Origin of the sequence: Burkholderia sp. AU4i, assembly GCF_000466765.1 — a bacterium.
In the GTDB taxonomy this organism is placed as follows: Bacteria; Pseudomonadota; Gammaproteobacteria; order Burkholderiales; family Burkholderiaceae; genus Burkholderia; species Burkholderia cepacia.
Genome location: NZ_ASSI01000163.1, coordinates 1 through 18032, shown reverse-complemented (window position 1 = coordinate 18032; position 18032 = coordinate 1). Strand labels below are relative to the sequence as shown.

Below are 18032 nucleotides of genomic sequence, written 5' to 3'. Positions count from 1 at the left end.
CACCCGGTGTGCCTTCAGGCAATTACTTCGCGGTCGGCATCGCGAATTCGGCACCCTTGCCGATGCTCGACGACCAGCGCTGCATCACCGACTTCTGGCGCGTGTAGAAGCGCACGCCTTCCTCGCCGTACGCGTGCATGTCGCCGAACAGGCTCTTCTTCCAGCCGCCGAAGCCATGCCACGCCATCGGCACCGGAATCGGCACGTTGATGCCGACCATCCCGACCTGGATGCGCCGCGCGAATTCGCGCGCGATGCCGCCGTCGCTCGTGAAGCACGACACGCCGTTGCCGAACTCGTGCGCGTTGATCAGGTCGACCGCCTCGCCGAAGTCCTTCACGCGCACGCAGCCGAGCACGGGCCCGAAGATTTCTTCCTTGTAGATGCGCATGTCGGGGGTCACGTGATCGAACAGCGTGCCGCCGGTGAAGAAGCCTGCCTCGCGGCCCGGCACGCGCAGCCCGCGGCCGTCGACCACCAATTGCGCGCCTTCGTTCACGCCTTGCTCGATATAGCCCTCGATGCGCTTGAGTGCATCGCCGGTGACGATCGGGCCCATCTCGACTTCCGGCGACATCCCGTCGCCGATCACGAGCTTGCGGGCGCGCTCGGCCACCAGCGGCACGATCTTGTCCGCGACGTCGCCGACCAGCACCGCGACGCTGATCGCCATGCAGCGTTCGCCGGCCGAGCCGTACGCGGCGCCGATCAGCGCGTCGACGGCCTGTTCGAGGTTCGCATCGGGCATCACCACCAGATGGTTCTTCGCGCCGCCGAGGGCCTGCACGCGCTTGCCCGACTGCACCGCGCGTTGCTGCACGTAGGCCGCGATCGGGGTCGAGCCAACGAAGCTGACGGCCTGCACGTCCGGGTGGTCGAGCAGCGCGTCGACCGCCCCCTTGTCGCCCTGGACGACGTTGAACACGCCGGCCGGCAACCCGGCCTGCGTGAGCAGGTCGGCGATGAACAAGGCCGCCGACGGGTCGCGCTCGCTCGGCTTCAGCACGAACGTGTTGCCCGTCGCGATCGCGACCGGGAACATCCAGCACGGCACCATGCACGGGAAGTTGAACGGCGTGATGCCCGCGACGACGCCGAGCGGCTGGCGCATCGTCCAGTTGTCGATGCCGGTGCTGACCTGGTCGGTGAAGTCGCCTTTCAGGAGCTGCGGCACCCCGCACGCGAATTCGATGATGTCGATGCCGCGGGCGACTTCGCCCTGCGCGTCGGAGAACACCTTGCCGTGCTCGGCCGTGATGATCGCCGCGAGTGCGTCGCGGTGCTCGTTCATCAGTTGCAGGAAGCGGTGCAGGACGCGCGCGCGGCGGATCGGCGGCGTCGCCGCCCACTCGGGGAACGCGGCATGGGCCGACGCGACGGCCTGCTGCACTTCGCTGTCGTCGGCGAGCGCGACGCGGCGCACCGCGCGGCCGAGCGCCGGATTGAGCACGTCCTGGAAGCGGCCGCTGCGGCCGGAGACGGACGCGCCGTCGACATAGTGGCCGACGTCGGCGTCGGAGGTGTACGCGGGAACCGGATTCATCGTGTCTCCTGAGGGATCGGGTAGGGTGGACGGCACCCAGTCTAGGCAAACGCGCCGGGCGGGAGAAGGCCGCGCAGCTTGATTCACTGTTCAGAATTCTGAATAATCGGCGGATGAATCAGCAAAATGTCCAGGCGCTCTGGCCGCATATCCATTCGCTGACGGTGCTGGCCGCGGCCGGCAGTTTCACGGCCGCCGCGCAGCGGCTCGGCATCAGCAAGGCCGCGATGAGCCAGCGCATCGCCGATCTCGAAAAAGCGGCCGGCGTGCCGCTCGTGCGGCGCACGACGCGCAGCGTGCGGCTCACCGACGCGGGCCAGACGCTCGTCGACAGCACGCGCGACGCGTTCGAGTCGATCGGGCAGCACTTCGCGCGCGTGAAGGACCTGGCCGGAGAGCCGCGCGGCCTGCTGCGCGTGACGGTGCCGGTCGCGCTCGGGCGCCAGCAGGTCGTGCCGCACCTGCCCGATTTCCTGCGGCGGCATCCGGGCGTGCATATCGAACTCGACCTGTCGGACCGGCTGCATTCGCTGACGCAGGAGGGTTTCGACCTCGCGATCCGCCATACGACCACCGCGCCGCAGACCCACGTCGCGTGGAAGCTGTGCGACACGCGTTCGCTGCTCGTCGCGAGCCGCGACTACCTCGACGCGCGCGGCGCGCCGAGGCACCCGAGCGAACTCGTCGAGCACAGCTGCCTGTGCTACCTGCGCGAGCACGAGCCGGCCGCGTGGAGCTTCGAGCCGGACGGCCGGCGGCGCGAGCGCGTGAGCGTGCCGGTGCGCGGCAGTTTCGCGGCGAACAACAGCGAGGCGATGCGCGAAGCCGCGCTCGGCGGGCTCGGCATCGCGCTGCTGCCGGACTTCAGCGCGCAGCGTGATCTCGACGCCGGCCGGCTCGTCGCGCTGCTCGACGGCTGGCGGCCGTCAGGCGCGTTCGGCGACCACGTCTTCGCGATCCGCCCGTACAGCCCGGTCGTGCCGAGCGCGGTGCGCGCGCTCGTGCGGCACCTGCGGGAACGGCTCGCGGGCGGCTTCTCCGGCGCGTGAACCCGGTGCCCGCGAGGGCCGGGCCCTGGCCTGCCCGGGCAGGCGCGGCGGCGCTGCGGTAAAATCGCGGCTTCTTCCCGCGCCGCGTGTGGCGCGACATTCGAAGGTCGACAGCCGATGCAGATTCACAAGGAAGTGGACGCGCGCGGGCTCAATTGCCCGTTGCCGATCCTGCGTGCCAAGAAAGCGCTCGCCGATATGGAAAGCGGGCAAATCCTCAAGGTGCTCGCGACCGATCCGGGTTCGCAGCGAGATTTCGCCGCGTTCGCGAAGCAGACGGGCAACGAGATCGTCGAATCGACGACGCAGGACAAGACCTTCGTGTTCCTGATGCGCCGCCGCTGAAGGCCGGCGTCATGCTGCCGGCCGCGCCTGGCGCCAGCCAGACCGCGCTTTTCTGACAATTCTTAAACCTCGCTTCGTGACCGGCTGCGTATACTGACCCGGCCGGTCGTCCGCTCCCAGCGGATGCGCCGGCCACGGTACGTCTTACGGCGGGCACGGGGGCCATGCCTGACGCTACCGTCGTACAACGGGGAGAGGACATGTCCTTCAGACCAGGGACCATTCGAAGTCCGTCCGGAGCGGAACGCAGCGTATCGGGACTGAGCCGTATCGAGCTCGATCCGCAGCAGGATCGTCACGCGCGTGCGGCGCTGGAAGCCTATGCGGATTCGGCCGCGGCCGAGATGCCGTGGCTGGCCGAGTGGCTCGACGAACGGCTGCGCGACGCCGCGCTGGACGACGGCTCGGGCCTGACCTACTGCGGTGCGACGATCGAGCGCGTGTTCGATCTGGCGCAGGCGTGGGCGGCGAGCCAGCCGGATTACGCGGCCGCCGCGTGGGAGCGCGTGCGCGGCCAGCTGCAGCGGATGCTTGTACAACCGGCGCATTCGGAACCGCTGCCGCCGCACGTGCCGGCCGACGATGTTGCCGAGCCGGTGGCCGGCATCGCGGGCGTCGACTAGGCGCCCGATTGCGCGACGGGAAGCATTATTCGAAGAAAAGACGGTAGTCCGCGCAATTTATTGGCGAATTTCATACTACTATGATGAAATCGCCGGTTCGTCCGTGCCCCGTTTTTGAGATATTTAGCCGGGGTCGCCGGTTTGCGCAGGTGGCGCGAGCGGCGAACGACGGCTCGCCGGCCGGGATCCGGAAGCCGCGCATGTGCTGCGCGGCCGGGGTGGGGCGGGGAGCTGAACTGGACGAATCGATTTCGATTTGCGGGGTGCTATGAGAATTGCTGTACTGGATGACGATCCGGCCCAGACGGATTTCGTCAGTCAAACGCTGACGGCCGTCGGCCATACGTGCTATGCGTTCAAGGAAGGCAAGGCCCTGAAGAAGCGCCTGCAGCGCGAGACCTTCGATCTGCTGGTGCTCGACTGGAACGTGCCCGACATGTCCGGCGAGGAAGTGCTGAAGTGGGTGCGTGCGAATCAGACCGAGCACAGCCTGCCGATCATCTTCATGACGAGCCGTGACGACGAGGCGGGGATCACGCAGATCCTCAACGCCGGCGCCGACGATTACGTAGTCAAGCCCGTGTCGGGCCCGATCCTGCGTGCGCGCATCGGCTCGTTGCTGCGCCGCGCGTATCCGGTCAACGCCGAGGCAACCGTTCGCGAATTCGATCAATTCCGTTTCGACGTGAACCTGAAGCAGGCTTACGTCGGCGACAAGGCCGTGAGTCTCACGCAGAAGGAATTCGAGCTCGCGCTGCTGCTGTTCCAGCACCTCGACCGGCCGCTGTCGCGCGCGCACATTCTCGATCTCGTGTGGAAGCAGGCGACCGACATCCCGTCGCGCACGATGGATACACACATCTCGATGCTGCGCACCAAGCTCGGCCTGCGGCCCGAAAACGGCTATCGCCTCGCGCCGATCTACGGCTACGGCTACCGGCTCGAGCGGGTCGGCCAGGGAGAACCGGAGTGACCACGGGAATCACGCAGCACACGGCGAACCTGCGGGCGGCGGCGCTGCGTGTGTCCTGCGCGGTCGCGTTTGCGTTCGCCGCGCAGCATGCGGCCGCGCAGCCGCCAGCCGCGGCGGGCAAGATGGTCGTCTACCGCACGCAGGCGGGCGACACGCTGTACGACGTCGCCGCGCGCTACCTGCAGAGCGCGGACGACTGGCAACTGCTTCAGCAGATCAACGGCGTACCCGCGCCGAAACACCTGCAGCCCGGCATCGCGCTGAAGCTGCCGGTGGCGCGCCTGCGCAAGGAAAAACTGACCGCGCGCGTCATCGCGGTACAGGGGACGGCCGAACGCGCGTCCGGCGACGCTTACGCGCCGCTCGCGAACGATGCGACGCTTGCCGAGGGCGATCGCGTGCGCACGGGCCCGAACGGCTTCGTGACGCTCGAGCTTGCCGACGGCACGCACATGAGCCTGCCGCCCGACAGCCAGCTCGACCTGAAGGCGCTGCGCCGCACGGTGCTGACCGGCACGCTCGATCGTGAGTTCGAACTCACGCGCGGCTCGGTCGACAGCGAGGTCACCCATCTGAAGAAACGCGACGACCGCTTCCAGATCCGTTCGCCGTCGGTCGTGGCCGGCGTGCGCGGTACGCACTTTCGCGTGAATTACGACGCGGCCGGTAGCGCGTCGACGCGCGTCGAAGTGCTCGACGGTACCGTCGGCGTCGCGGGCGATCGGCAGCCGGCCGGTCCGACGCTCGTGCATGCGAATTTCGGCAGCGTCGCGACATCGTCCGGCGCGGTCGGTGCACCCGTCGAGCTGCTGCCCGCACCGGCGCTCGCGCATCCCGACAAGGTGCAGGACGAGCCCGACGTCACATTCGACGTCGCGCCGCTCGCCGACGCGCATGCCTACCGCTTGCAGCTCGCGCACGACGCCGGGCTGCTCGACCTGTTCCGCGAAACGCGCACCGATTCTCCGCGGGCGGTCTTTCACGACGTGCCGAACGGAAACTACTTCGTGCGGGTCGCCGCGATCGACGCGAACGGCCTCGAGGGCCGGCCGCGCACGTATGCGTTCGAGCGCCGCGTGATGGGGCTCGACGCGAGCGCGTCGCCCGGCGCCGGCGGCTACGAGTTCCGCTGGTCGCCGAACGGTTCGGGCAAGGATGCGCGTTACCGGTTCGTGCTGTCGCGCTCGAAGGACCTGAGCGCACCGGTCGTCGACCAGGTCGGCCTGCATGCGCGCCAGATCACCGTCGCGCACCTGCCGCCGGGCGACTATTTCTGGGCCGTGACGGTCGAGGAATTCGAAGGCGGCAAGTTCTACGAGAAGACCAGTCCGGTCAGCGCGTTCACGCTGTCGCGCTGATCCGCGGCGCATGAAACCCGACTCCGTTTCCCCGCGGCGGCGCCTCGGCCGCCGCTTCCTGATCGAATGGATCGCGATCGGCTGCCTCGGGATCGCGGTGATCCTCGCGTGCGCGCTCGGCCGCCTGTCGACGAGCGTCGATGGCCTGATCTACGACCGGCTGCTGATGCTGCGCAGCCTGCCGCTGTCGCCCGACGTGGTGGTCGTCGACATCGACAACCAGAGCGTGTCCGCGCTCGGCCGCTGGCCGTGGTCGCGCGACGTGCACGCGCGGCTGCTCGACACGCTGGCGCGCGCGCAGCCGGCTGCCGTCGTCTACGACGTGCTGTTTACCGAACCGTCCGCGGAGGATCGCGCGTTCGCGGACGCGATGAGCCGCGTGCCGACCTTCCTGCCCGTGCTGCTGAGCCCCGAACAGGCGGACGGCACGCGCGCGGTCGATCCGCCGGTGGCCGCGCTCGCGGCGCGCGCGGTCGGGCTCGGCCACATCAACCTCGAAGTCGACCGCGACGGTATCGTCCGCAGCGTCGCACTGTTCGAAAGCGACGGCCGCGTGCGCTGGCCGCAACTGATGGTGCCCGTGTATCGCGCGATCCAGGGCGGCCGGCTGCATCCGGTCGGCGGCGTGCCGGGCGGGAACGCGCACGACCTGTCGCGCGATGCGGCGGGCGAGGGCCGCTACCTGATCCCGTTCAGCCGCAACACGCCCGCGTATCCGACGCTGTCGTTCGACGACGTGCTCGAAGGGCGTGTGAAGCCCGATGCGCTGCGCGGCAAGATCGTCGTCGTCGGCGTGACGGCGTCGGGGCTGTACGACCGCTTCGCGACGCCCGTGTCCGGCGAGTTCGGGCCGCTCGCCGGTGTGTATATCCATGCCAACGTGCTCGACATGCTGGCGACTGGCAGCGCGATCTCGCCCGCGTCGCGCGCCGGGCTGTTCGCCGCGTCGCTGCTGCCGCTCGCCGTGCTGCTGGGCGGCTTCCTGATGCTGTCGCCGTGGCGCGCGCTGCTGCTCACGCTGAGCCTTGCCGGGCTCGCCGTCGTCGCGAGCATGGCGCTGCTGTTCGAGGCGCGCATCTGGCTGTCGCCGGCGCCCGCGATCTTCGGGCTGGTCGCCGTCTACCCGATCTGGAACTGGCGGCGCCTGGAAATGACGATGTCGTACCTGCGCCGCGAGCTGCAGCGGCTCGCCGACGAGCCGCACCTGCTGCCCGAGGCGCCGCGCACGCGCAGCGTCGGCGGCGACGTGCTCGAGCGGCAGATGGCGCTGATGGCGCAAGCCGCGCAGCGCGTGCAGGACATGAAGCGCTTCGTGTGGGACAGCCTCGACAGCATGCCCGAGCCGATCTTCGTGACCGACCTGGCCGGCACCGTGCTGATTGCGAACCATGCGGCCAAGCGCTACGGGTCGCGCCTGTCGCTGCCGCTGCCGGAAGGGCGGCCGCTGCGCACCGCGCTCGGCGAGCTGACGTTCATGAAGACCGTCGACGGTAACGCCGAACACGACGCGGCGATCCGCGAGCACTGGCCGGCCGTGCTCGACCCGACGCTCGAGGCCGAGCACGACGCGATGGCGCGCGGCATCGAGGTGCGCGATCGCGACGGGCTTGACCATCTGCTACGCTACGCGGCCTGCACGAACGCGCAGGGCCGCGTGACGGGCTGGATCGCCGGTCTCGTCGACGTGACCGAACTGCATGCGGCCGAGCGGCAGCGCGAGGAAGCGCTGCACCTGCTGTCGCACGACATGCGCTCGCCGCAGTCGTCGATTCTCGCGCTCGTCGAAATCGAGCGCGACCGCGCCGAAACCGATGCGATGCGCGGGCTGCTCGCGCGGATCGAGCGTTATGCGCACCGCGCGCTGTCGCTGGCCGACGAGTTCGTGCAACTGGCGCGTGCGGAGTCCCAGGTGTACCAGCTCGAAGTGACGAGCCTCGTCGACGTGCTGATCGATGCCAGCGACGAGGTGTGGCCGCAGGCGCAGGCGAAGCACATCCGCGTCGATACCGACGTCGGCACCGACATGTGCTGGGTGCGCGCGGACCGCTCGCTGATCACGCGCGCGTTCGTGAACCTGCTGAACAATGCGGTCAAATACAGTCCGTCCGATACCGTGATCACGTGTACGCTGGCGGTCGAGCACGCGTCGAAGCGGATGTTCTGTACGATTCGCGATCAGGGGTACGGCATTGCGCCGGAAGATCAGCGGCATCTGTTCGAGCGTTTCAAGCGGTTCCATGCCGGCGAGCGGCCCGAAATCTCGGGCTCCGGGCTCGGCATGGCATTCGTGAAGACGGTCGTCACGCGCCATGGGGGCAGCGTGTCGGTCGACAGCGAGGTGGGTGTCGGCACCGCGGTGACGGTGTCGCTGCCCGCGATCGACGAGCCGTCCGCCTGACAGGGCCGGGCACGACGGCAGGCATTTGGGGAAAGCCATGAGAAAGGAATGGGCAGCGGCCGCGCTGGCGGCGTCGCTGTTGACGGGGTGCGCCGGCGTGACGAGCGGCGTGAGTGCGGTCGGGCAGCCGAACGCGTTCGCATCCGATGCACACGGCTACGATTTCGTGCGGACGGCCGCGCAGGCCAACGATGCCGAATACCGGCAGATCGAGACGCTCGTGCGCGACGAACTCGCGCACCGCGGCTTCGATGCGAAACCCCTCAAGGACGCGCGCTACCGGCTGTCGGTCGCCTACGCGACGCAGCCGACGGCGGTCGCGGCCGTCGCCGACCAGTGCGGCGCGGCGAGCAGCGCATGCGTGACCGTCGACGGGCCGTCGCCGCTCGCGCTGCCGTTCGCCGGGAAGGTATACCGTCACGTGCTGACGCTGCGGTTCGTCGACGCGAAGTCGGGGGCCGACGTCTATCGCGTGACGGCGTCGCTGCGCGATCGCGAGCCGGGCACGCAGCAGGCCGTGCCGGCGCTCGTGAAGAGCGCGCTCGCGAAGATGCCGTTCGGCGCGGGCAACGGCTGGCTCGTCAAGACGAAAAAAGACGACGCGGGCGGGATGCCGGGCGTCGTCTCGGTGAAGCCGGCCGAAGCGCGCTGAGCGCCGGCCGGTGAGGTGAGGGCGGGCTCGCCGGAGTGAGCCCTTGTGCCCTTGCCGCGTTCAGTCGGCCGGGTGTGCGCCGTCGCGCGAGCGCAGGTACGCGTCGAACTCCGCGCCGACTTCAGCGTGGCGCAGCGCGAATTCGACCGTCGCCTTCAGGTAGCCGAGCTTGCTGCCGCAGTCGTAGCGCGTGCCCTGGTACTTGTAGGCCAGCACCTGTTCATCGGCGAGCAGTGCCTGGATCGCGTCCGTGAGCTGCAGTTCGCCGCCCGCGCCGGGCTTCAGCGCGCGCAGATGCTCGAAGATCCTCGGCTTCAGGATGTAGCGGCCGACCACGCCGAGGTTCGACGGCGCGACTTCCGGCGCCGGCTTTTCGATGATCGCCGACATCTTGACGATCGACTCTTCCCACTCCTTGCCGTCGACGATCCCGTACGACTTCGTCTCCGACGGCGGGATCTCTTCGACGCCGATCACCGAGCTGTGATAGTGGTCGAACACGTCGACCATCTGTTTCATCACGGGCGGGTTGCCGTCGAGCAGGTCGTCGGCGAGGATCACCGCGAACGGGTTGTCGGCCACGAGCTTTTCCGCGCACAGCACCGCATGGCCGAGGCCGAGCGCTTCCGGCTGGCGCACGTAGAAGCAGTCGACATGGCTCGGCTTGATGCTGCGCACGAGTTCGAGCAGCTTCTCCTTGCCGCGCGCCTCGAGTTCGGCCTCGATTTCGTACGACTTGTCGAAATGGTCCTCGATCGCGCGCTTGCTGCGCCCGGTGACGAAGATCATCTCGGTAATGCCGGCGGCGATCGCTTCCTCGACCGCGTACTGGATCAGCGGCTTGTCGACGACCGGCAGCATTTCCTTCGGGCTTGCCTTCGTTGCCGGCAGGAAGCGCGTGCCGAGGCCGGCAACAGGGAATACCGCCTTGGTGACTTTCAACATGATCGAACCTTTATTTCTGTAATCGACTTGTCAGACGGTTTATGTTCACGCCCGCATTATAGTGAACGCAAACAACCTTACCCTTTGTTACGCAGGCAACCGATCGAGCTGCGCACGCAGTTTTTCGAGCGTGCTCTGGAATTCCGCGACGCGCTTCTGCTCCTGTTCGACCACCGCCGGCGGCGCTTTCGCGACGAAAGCCTCGTTGCCGAGCTTCGCATTGCATTTCGCGATTTCGCCCGTCAGGCGCGCGATTTCCTTCGACAGGCGCTCGCGTTCGGCCGCGACGTCGATTTCCACCTTCAGCACCAGCTTGTTCGGCCCGACGATCGCGATCGGCGCGCCGTGCGCTTCCTTGTCGAGCGCCGCTTCGTCCGCGAGGATCTGCACTTCCGACAGGCGCGCGAGGGCCTGGACGTACGGCGCGAACGAGCGCAGGCGCTCGGCATCGCCGGCGGCAAGCAGCGGCACCTTGGTTGCCGGCGACAGGTTCATCTCGCCGCGCAGGTTGCGGCACGCGTCGACGATCGCCTTCAGGTCGGCCGCCCACTGTTCGGACACCTCGTCGATCTTCTGCAGGTTCGCGACCGGGTACGCCTGCACCATCAGCGACGCTTCTCCGTCGGCCTTGCCTTGCGGATAGCGGCCCGCGAGCGGCGCGACCTTCTGCCAGAGCGCTTCGGTAATGAACGGGATGATCGGGTGGGCGAGGCGCAGCACCGTTTCGAGCACGCGCAGCAGCGTGCGGCGCGTGGCGCGCTGCTGTTCCGGCGTGCCGTTCTGGATCTGCACCTTCGCGAGTTCGAGATACCAGTCGCAGTATTCGTCCCACACGAACTTGTAGATGCTGCTTGCGATGTTGTCGAAGCGGTAATCGGCGAAGCCCTTCGCGATGTCGGCCTCGGTGCGCTGCAGCAGCGACACGATCCAGCGGTCGGCCGCCGAGAAGTCGAGGTAGCCGCCCGGGCCGCAATCGCCCGCGCCGCAAACTTCCGGCTTGTCGCTGCCGCAGTCGTGGCCTTCGCAGTTCATCAGCACGAAGCGCGTCGCGTTCCACAGCTTGTTGCAGAAATTGCGATAGCCCTCGCAGCGCGCGAGGTCGAAGTTCACGTTGCGGCCGAGCGTTGCCATCGACGCCATCGTGAAGCGCAGCGCGTCGGTGCCGAACGCGGCGATGCCGTCCGGGAATTCCTTGCGCGTCTTCTTCTCGATCGTCGCGGCCTGTTTCGGGTTCATCAGGCCCGTCGTGCGCTTCGCGACCAGCGTGTCGAGGTCGATGCCGTCGACGATGTCGATCGGGTCGAGCGTGTTGCCCTTGCTCTTCGACATCTTCTGGCCTTCCGCGTCGCGCACGAGGCCGTGCACGTAGACGGTGTGGAACGGCACCTGGCCCGTGAAGTGCGTGGTCATCATCACCATCCGGGCGACCCAGAAGAAGATGATGTCGAAGCCCGTGACGAGCACCGACGACGGCAGGAAGTGCTTCAGCTCAGGCGTTTCGTTCGGCCAGCCGAGCGACGAGAACGGCACGAGCGCCGACGAGAACCACGTGTCGAGCACGTCCTCGTCGCGCTTCAGCGCGCCCGCGTAACCCTTCGCGGCAGCCTGCGCGCGTGCTTCTTCCTCGTTGCGCGCGACGAACACCTCGCCGTTCTCGCCGTACCACGCGGGAATCTGGTGGCCCCACCACAGCTGGCGCGAGATGCACCAGTCCTGGATGTTCTCGAGCCACTGGTAATAGGTGGTCGTCCAGTTTTCCGGCACGAACTTGATCTGGCCGTTGCGCACGACGTCGAGCGACGTTTCCGTGATCGACTTGCCGGGATTGAACGTGCCTTCCGGCGCCGGCTTCGTCATCGCGACGAACCACTGGTCGGTCAGCATCGGCTCGATCACGACGCCCGTGCGGTCGCCGCGCGGCACCATCAGCTTGTGCGGCTTCACCGAGTCGAGGAAGCCTTGCGCGTCGAGGTCGGCGACGATCGCCTTGCGCGCGTCGAAGCGGTCGAGGCCGCGATACTGCTCGGGTCCGTTGTCGTTGATCTTCGCGTCGAGCGTCAGGATCTCGATCGGCGCGAGGTTGTGGCGCAGGCCGACCTGGTAGTCGTTGAAGTCGTGCGCGGGCGTGACCTTCACGACGCCCGTGCCGAACTCGCGGTCGACGTAGTCGTCGGCGATCACCGGGATCTCGCGGCCCGTCAGCGGCAGCGTGACGAGCTTGCCGATCAGGTGCGCGTAGCGCTCGTCTTCCGGATGGACCATCAGCGCGACGTCGCCGAGCATCGTTTCCGGGCGCGTCGTGGCAACGGTCAGCGAGCCCGAGCCGTCGACGAGCGGGTAGCGGATGTGCCACAGGTGGCCGTTTTCCTCTTCGCTCACGACTTCGAGATCCGACACGGCGGTCAACAGCACCGGATCCCAGTTGACGAGGCGCTTGCCGCGGTAGATCAGGCCCTGTTCATAAAGCGTGACGAACACGTCGCGCACGGCGGCCGACATCTTGTCGTCCATCGTGAAGTACTCGCGCGACCAGTCGGTCGACGCGCCGATGCGACGCACCTGGCCGGTGATCGTCGAACCGGATTTTTCCTTCCATTCCCACACGCGCTCCACGAACTTCTCGCGGCCGAGGTCGTGGCGCGACACGCCCTGCGCGTCGAGCTGGCGCTCGACGACGATCTGGGTCGCGATCCCCGCGTGGTCGGTGCCGGGCACCCACAGCGTGTTCTCGCCGAGCATCCGGTGGTAGCGGGCGAGGCCGTCCATGATCGTCTGGTTGAACGCGTGGCCCATGTGCAGCGTGCCCGTCACGTTCGGCGGCGGCAACTGGATCGAGAAATCGGGGCGGGTCGGATCGAATGCCGGGGCCGCGTAACCGCGCTTTTCCCACTCCGGCCCCCAATGGGACTCGATGGTGTGGGGCTCGAAACTCTTCGCAAGCGTGTTGTCGCTCATGTTGGAAATCTGCCGAAAAATGCGTGAATTGGATGCCGAATCCGACAATTATAAATGGATGCACATCGACCAGCCATCGCCTTGCCGGCGCGGGCCCGTCGCGACGCGGCCGCCACGTGCCGCCACGTGTCGGCAACGTACCCGCGACGGGCGGTCGAACGGATCGGGAACGGCATCGTCCGGCCGACTTATAATGTCGGGTCCGCATTTTTCTCGCCCGTTCGCTGCCGCTCCATGCCCGACCTGCTCGCCAATCTGAACCCCGAACAACTCGCCGCCGTCACGTTGCCGAACGAACCGGCGCTGATCCTTGCAGGGGCGGGCAGCGGCAAGACCCGCGTACTGATCACGCGCATCGCGTGGCTGATCCAGCAGGGCTACGCATCGCCGCCCACCGTGCTCGCCGTGACCTTCACGAACAAGGCCGCGCGCGAGATGATGGCGCGCCTGTCGGCGATGATGCCGATCGACACGCGCGGGATGTGGATCGGCACGTTCCACGGCCTGTGCAACCGGATGCTGCGCACGCACTGGCGCGACGCCGGCCTGCCGCAGACCTTCCAGATCCTCGACACGGCCGACCAGCTGTCCGCGATCAAGCGGCTGATGAAGGCGGCGAACGTCGACGACGAGAAGTACCCGCCGAAGAACGTCCAGTACTTCATCAACAATGCGAAGGAGCAGGGGCTGCGTCCCGACAAGGTCGACGCGACCGACAACTTCAACCGCAAGTTCGTCGAGCTGTACCAGGCGTACGACCAGCAGTGCCAGCGCGAGGGCGTCGTCGATTTCCCCGAGCTGCTGCTGCGCTGCTATGAATTGCTCGCGTACAACGCGCCGCTGCGCGCGCACTACCAGGCGCGCTTCCGGCACATCCTCGTCGACGAGTTCCAGGACACCAACAAGCTGCAGTACGCGTGGCTCAAGATGCTCGCGGGCGGCCAGAACGCGATCTTCGCGGTCGGCGACGACGATCAGTCGATCTACGCGTTCCGCGGCGCGAACGTCGGCAACATGCGCGACTTCGAAGACGAATTCCGTGTGCGCAACCTGATCAAGCTCGAGCAGAACTACCGGTCGCACGGCAACATCCTCGACGCGGCGAACCAGCTGATCTCGAACAACACGCACCGCCTCGGCAAGAACCTGCGCACCGACGCGGGCCACGGCGAGCCCGTGCGCGTGTACGAGGCGAGCACCGATTCGCAGGAAGCCGGCTGGATCGTCGAGGAGATCCGCTCGCTGATCAACACCGGGATGGCGCGCAGCGAAGTGGCCGTCCTGTACCGCAGCAACGCGCAGTCGCGCTCGATCGAACATACGCTGATGTCGTCGGGCATTCCGTACCGCGTGTACGGCGGCCTGCGCTTCTTCGAACGCCAGGAAGTGAAGCACGCGCTCGCGTACCTGCGCCTGATCGACAACCCGAACGACGACACCGCGTTCGTGCGCGTCGTGAACTTCCCGACCCGCGGAATCGGCGCGCGCTCGATCGAGCAGCTCGCCGACGCCGCGCGCCTGTACGGCTGCTCGATGGCCGCCGCGATTCCGTACGTGACGGGCAAGGCCGGCACGAGCCTCGGCGGGTTCGCGAACCTGGTCGCGAAGATGCGCGCCGACACGCAGCAGATGAACCTGCCCGACACCGTCGAGCACATCGTGCGCGCCAGCGGTCTCGCCGATTTCTACCAGGGCGAGCGCGAAGGCCAGGACCGTCTCGAGAACTTGCAGGAACTCGTGAACGCGGCCACCGCGTTCATCGCCGAGGAGGGCTACGGGCTCGACACGCCGGCCCGTTCGATTCCGCTGCGCGCGGGCGCGATCGCGGCCCCGGAGCTCGGCACCGCGGCGGACGACCAGGCGGTCGACGTGCTCGACCCGGTATCGCCTGCCGACCCGGCACAGAACCCCGACACGATGACGCCGCTCGCCGGTTTCCTGTCGCATGCGTCGCTGGAGGCCGGCGACAACCAGGCGCAGGCCGGCCAGGACGCCGTGCAACTGATGACGGTGCACGCGGCGAAGGGGCTCGAATTCTCGGCCGTGTTCATCACGGGCCTCGAGGAAGGGCTGTTCCCGCACGAGAACAGCGTGCTCGAATCGGACGGCCTCGAGGAAGAGCGCCGGCTGATGTACGTCGCGATCACGCGCGCGAAGGAGCGGCTCTACCTGTCGTTCGCGCAGAGCCGGATGCTGCATGGCCAGACCCGCTACAACGTGCGCTCGCGCTTCTTCGACGAGCTGCCCGAACACGTGCTCAAGTGGCTGACGCCGAAGGTCGAGGCCGGTTCGCGCTGGGGTGGCCGGTCGGACAACGCCGGGTACGGGCGCGACTGGTTCGCGCGGCCGGGCGGCGGCAGTCGCGAGCAGATCGTCGATGCGGCCGTGTCCGCGCCGCTGCCGGCGTTCGCGAACAAGCAGCGTGCCGCCGATACCGGTTTCCGCGTCGGCCAGCAGGTGTTCCATACCAAGTTCGGCGAAGGCACGGTCACCGCGCTCGAAGGCAACGGCACCGATGCGAAGGCACAGGTGAAATTCAAGCGGCACGGCGAGAAGTGGCTCGCGCTCGCGGTCGCGAAACTGCAGGCGGTGGAATGACGGGCATCGACAGGGTGGGTACCGCTTCGATTCGACCGCTCGGCATCCTGGCCGCGCTGCCCGAGGAACTCGGCGACCTGATCGCCGCGATGCGCGCCGACGGCGCGATGAAGACGGTCACGCTCGGCCGCCGCGATTATCACGTCGGTACTGTGCACGGCGCGGCCTGTGTGGTGACGCTCGCGCGGGTCGGCAAGGTCGCGGCCGCCGCGACGGTCAGCGCGCTGATCCACGTGTTCGGCGTGTCGGGCATCGTGTTCACCGGCGTCGCGGGCGGTGTGTCGCGCACGGTGCGCGTCGGCGATGTCGTCGTGGCCGATACGCTGCTGCAGCACGATCTCGACGCGTCGCCGCTGTTTCCGCGCTATGAGGTGCCGTTGCTCGGCATCACGCGTTTCGCGACCGACGCCGCACTGACCGCGCGCCTGCGGGCCGCGTGCACGCTATTCGTCGCGGAAGAGGGGGCGCAGTTCGCCGCTCGCTTCAGCCTGGCCGGCGCGACGCTGCATGCGGGGCTCGTCATCAGCGGCGACCGCTTCGTGTCGAGCGAGCGCGAGGTCGTCGCGCTGCGCGATGCGCTGCCGGATGCGCTCGCGGTCGAAATGGAAGGGGCCGCGATCGCGCAGGTGTGCGCGGAGCACGACGTGCCGTTCGCGCTCGTGCGCACGATCTCCGATACGGCCGACGACCACGCGACGCAGTCGTTCTCGCACTTCCTGTCGGCGATCGCGAGCAGCTATTCGTCCGGCATCCTCAAGCGTTTCCTGACGCTGCACGCGACGACGGCGGCCTGAAGCCGCCGTCGATCCCGTCGATCGGAGCATCACGGCCGCGGCGCCGGCAGGCGCGCCGCGGCCGTTTTTTCACGCCTTCTTGCGCCGGCTGCTTTCGAGGTTCGGCAGGAACACCGTCAGCACGCCGATCAGCGGCAGGAACGAGCACACCTTGTAGACGAACGTGATGCTCGTTGCGTCGGCGAGCTGGCCGAGCACGGCCGCGCCGACACCGCCGAGGCCGAACGCGAAGCCGAAGAACAGGCCCGCGACCATCCCGACCTTGCCGGGCATCAGCTCCGTCGCGTAGACCAGGATCGCGGCGAACGCCGACGCGAGCACGATGCCGATGATCACGGTCAGCACGCTGGTCCAGAACAGGTTTGCGTACGGCAGCAGCAGCGTGAACGGCGCGACGCCGAGGATCGATACCCAGATCACGTACTTGCGGCCGATCCGGTCGCCCACCGGCCCGCCGATCAGCGTGCCCGCTGCCACGGCCGCGAGGAACACGAACAGGTGGATCTGCGCGGCCTGCACCGACAGGTGAAACTTGTCGATCAGGTAGAACGTGAAATAGCTGTTGATGCTCGCGAGGTAGAAATACTTCGAGAACACGAGCAGCACCAGCACGCCGATCGCGCCCATCACGCGGCCGCGCGACAGCGTCGGATGGCCGGCCGCCGCGGCCTTCTTCTTCATCGACGGATGCTTCTTGTACCAGTGGCCGATCTGCGTGAGCACGATCATCGCGACGAGCGCGGCTGCCGAGAACCACGCGATGCTGTGCTGGCCGTGCGGAATGATCACGAGCGCGGCGAGCAGCGGCCCGAGCGCGGAACCCGCGTTGCCGCCGACCTGGAACACCGACTGCGCGAGCCCGTGCTGACCGCCCGACGCCATCCGCGCGACGCGCGACGATTCGGGATGGAACACCGACGAGCCGCAGCCGACGAGCGCCGCGGCCACCAGCAGCATCGGGAAATTCGGCGCGACCGACATCAGCAGCAGCCCGGCGAGCGTGAAACCCATGCCGACCGGCAGCGAATACGGTTTCGGCCGCTTGTCCGTATAAAGGCCGACGAGCGGCTGCAGCAGCGACGCGGTGATCTGGTAGGTGAGCGTGATCAGGCCGATCTGCGCGAACGACAGCGCGAACTGGCTCTTGAGCATCGGGTAGATCGCGAGGATCAACGACTGGATCATGTCGTTGAGCATGTGCGAGAAGCTGATCGCGCCGAGCACCGGGTAGACGGTGCGGGCGACGGGTGGCGCGGAAGGCTGGGTGGCGGCTGCGCCGGCGGAGCCGGTGTCGAGGCTGGTTTCCATGTGAGAGCTGAACGAGTTGAGGTGGCGGGCGCGCTCTGCTGGGGATCGGCGCGTCTTGAATCGTTGCTGCGTCAAAGAAGTGTAATGTGGCGTATCGGGAATGTCCGGACAAGTTTTATCGTGAATCGGACATTCATCCGACGGATCGCCCGATGCCCGCTTTTTTGGCCGGGTATAACGCTGGCGGCACGCCCCGCCCGCAAGCGGGGCGGGCGCCCGGGGCCGGTACGTGGTTTACCGGACTCAAGAAACGGCGGTGGCGGCCGTAGAACGACCCAATGACAACTGGCGCGCCGCGCCCGGCACCGGCTATCCGCCGTGCGGGCGCAGGACGCGCGGCATGGCCAGCCATCGCGGGTACGCCGGGACCGACCTTTCCGGCCGCGTGATCAATACGGGGATATATCGATGAAAGCAGCATCTTTGCGTCCACAGCCCGGTGCGGTCGCCGCCGCACCCGACGTCGCCGCCGGTCGCGCCGCCCGGCGCCC

Annotated in this window: 13 protein-coding genes; 9 read left to right on the top strand and 4 right to left on the bottom strand. The window is 67.7% G+C overall.

Features of this window, described 5'->3' with window-relative positions:
* Window positions 1-22 precede the first annotated feature (22 nt).
* The gene (locus L810_RS31955; RefSeq protein ID WP_021162368.1) at window positions 23-1543 is read right to left on the bottom strand and encodes a CoA-acylating methylmalonate-semialdehyde dehydrogenase; all 1521 of its coding nucleotides are present in this window, start codon (window positions 1541-1543) and stop codon (window positions 23-25) included.
* Window positions 1544-1656: 113 nt separating this feature from the next.
* On the opposite strand from L810_RS31955, the gene L810_RS31950 reads away from it, so the two are divergent.
* The 7 genes from L810_RS31950 (at window position 1657) to L810_RS31920 (ending at window position 8941) form a co-directional block, all read left to right on the top strand.
* On the top strand, window positions 1657-2592 hold the full coding sequence (locus L810_RS31950) for a LysR family transcriptional regulator (RefSeq protein ID WP_021162367.1): 936 nt from the start codon (window positions 1657-1659) through the stop codon (window positions 2590-2592).
* Window positions 2593-2709: 117 nt separating this feature from the next.
* On the top strand, window positions 2710-2937 hold the full coding sequence (locus L810_RS31945) for a sulfurtransferase TusA family protein (RefSeq protein ID WP_006402122.1): 228 nt from the start codon (window positions 2710-2712) through the stop codon (window positions 2935-2937).
* 200 nt (window positions 2938-3137) lie between these two features.
* Window positions 3138-3560, top strand: a complete 423-nt coding sequence (locus L810_RS31940) for a hypothetical protein (RefSeq protein ID WP_021162366.1) — start codon at window positions 3138-3140, stop codon at window positions 3558-3560.
* 268 nt (window positions 3561-3828) lie between these two features.
* Window positions 3829-4533, top strand: coding sequence for a response regulator transcription factor (locus L810_RS31935; RefSeq protein WP_006490421.1), 705 nt, complete (start codon window positions 3829-3831; stop codon window positions 4531-4533).
* On the top strand, window positions 4530-5891 hold the full coding sequence (locus L810_RS31930; protein ID WP_021162365.1) for a FecR family protein: 1362 nt from the start codon (window positions 4530-4532) through the stop codon (window positions 5889-5891). Before L810_RS31935 ends, L810_RS31930 begins: the two co-directional genes overlap by 4 nt.
* A 10-nt stretch (window positions 5892-5901) precedes the next feature.
* Complete coding sequence (locus tag L810_RS31925; protein WP_021162364.1) at window positions 5902-8289, top strand: CHASE2 domain-containing protein; 2388 nt, start codon at window positions 5902-5904, stop codon at window positions 8287-8289.
* A 37-nt stretch (window positions 8290-8326) separates the two neighbouring features.
* Window positions 8327-8941, top strand: coding sequence for a DUF4136 domain-containing protein (locus tag L810_RS31920; protein ID WP_021162363.1), 615 nt, complete (start codon window positions 8327-8329; stop codon window positions 8939-8941).
* 60 nt (window positions 8942-9001) lie between these two features.
* Here the strand turns inward: L810_RS31920 and galU are convergent, their stop codons facing one another.
* Window positions 9002-9886, bottom strand: coding sequence for a UTP--glucose-1-phosphate uridylyltransferase GalU (gene galU, locus L810_RS31915; protein ID WP_021162362.1), 885 nt, complete (start codon window positions 9884-9886; stop codon window positions 9002-9004).
* 87 nt (window positions 9887-9973) lie between these two features.
* A complete protein-coding gene (locus L810_RS31910) occupies window positions 9974-12841 on the bottom strand; it encodes a valine--tRNA ligase (protein ID WP_021162361.1) in 2868 nt (955 codons plus the stop codon).
* 234 nt (window positions 12842-13075) lie between these two features.
* On the opposite strand from L810_RS31910, the gene L810_RS31905 reads away from it, so the two are divergent.
* Complete coding sequence (locus L810_RS31905) at window positions 13076-15439, top strand: UvrD-helicase domain-containing protein (RefSeq protein WP_021162358.1); 2364 nt, start codon at window positions 13076-13078, stop codon at window positions 15437-15439.
* The gene (locus L810_RS31900; protein ID WP_021162357.1) at window positions 15436-16233 is read left to right on the top strand and encodes a 5'-methylthioadenosine/adenosylhomocysteine nucleosidase; all 798 of its coding nucleotides are present in this window, start codon (window positions 15436-15438) and stop codon (window positions 16231-16233) included. Before L810_RS31905 ends, L810_RS31900 begins: the two co-directional genes overlap by 4 nt.
* A 69-nt stretch (window positions 16234-16302) precedes the next feature.
* Here L810_RS31900 and L810_RS31895 read toward each other — a convergent pair whose 3' ends face one another.
* Window positions 16303-17541 (bottom strand): MFS transporter, encoded by a 1239-nt coding sequence (locus tag L810_RS31895; protein ID WP_021162356.1) that lies wholly within the window; start codon window positions 17539-17541, stop codon window positions 16303-16305.
* Window positions 17542-18032 lie beyond the last annotated feature (491 nt).

Coding starts and splice junctions, on each gene's coding strand:
- L810_RS31935 (WP_006490421.1), top strand. CDS start 3,829: ATGAGAATTGCTGTACTGGATGACGATCCGGCCCAGACGGATTTCGTC.
- L810_RS31900 (WP_021162357.1), top strand. CDS start 15,436: ATGACGGGCATCGACAGGGTGGGTACCGCTTCGATTCGACCGCTCGGC.
- L810_RS31955 (WP_021162368.1), bottom strand. CDS start 1,543: ATGAATCCGGTTCCCGCGTACACCTCCGACGCCGACGTCGGCCACTAT.
- L810_RS31945 (WP_006402122.1), top strand. CDS start 2,710: ATGCAGATTCACAAGGAAGTGGACGCGCGCGGGCTCAATTGCCCGTTG.
- L810_RS31940 (WP_021162366.1), top strand. CDS start 3,138: ATGTCCTTCAGACCAGGGACCATTCGAAGTCCGTCCGGAGCGGAACGC.
- galU (WP_021162362.1), bottom strand. CDS start 9,886: ATGTTGAAAGTCACCAAGGCGGTATTCCCTGTTGCCGGCCTCGGCACG.
- L810_RS31950 (WP_021162367.1), top strand. CDS start 1,657: ATGAATCAGCAAAATGTCCAGGCGCTCTGGCCGCATATCCATTCGCTG.
- L810_RS31895 (WP_021162356.1), bottom strand. CDS start 17,541: ATGGAAACCAGCCTCGACACCGGCTCCGCCGGCGCAGCCGCCACCCAG.
- L810_RS31910 (WP_021162361.1), bottom strand. CDS start 12,841: ATGAGCGACAACACGCTTGCGAAGAGTTTCGAGCCCCACACCATCGAG.
- L810_RS31925 (WP_021162364.1), top strand. CDS start 5,902: ATGAAACCCGACTCCGTTTCCCCGCGGCGGCGCCTCGGCCGCCGCTTC.
- L810_RS31920 (WP_021162363.1), top strand. CDS start 8,327: ATGAGAAAGGAATGGGCAGCGGCCGCGCTGGCGGCGTCGCTGTTGACG.
- L810_RS31905 (WP_021162358.1), top strand. CDS start 13,076: ATGCCCGACCTGCTCGCCAATCTGAACCCCGAACAACTCGCCGCCGTC.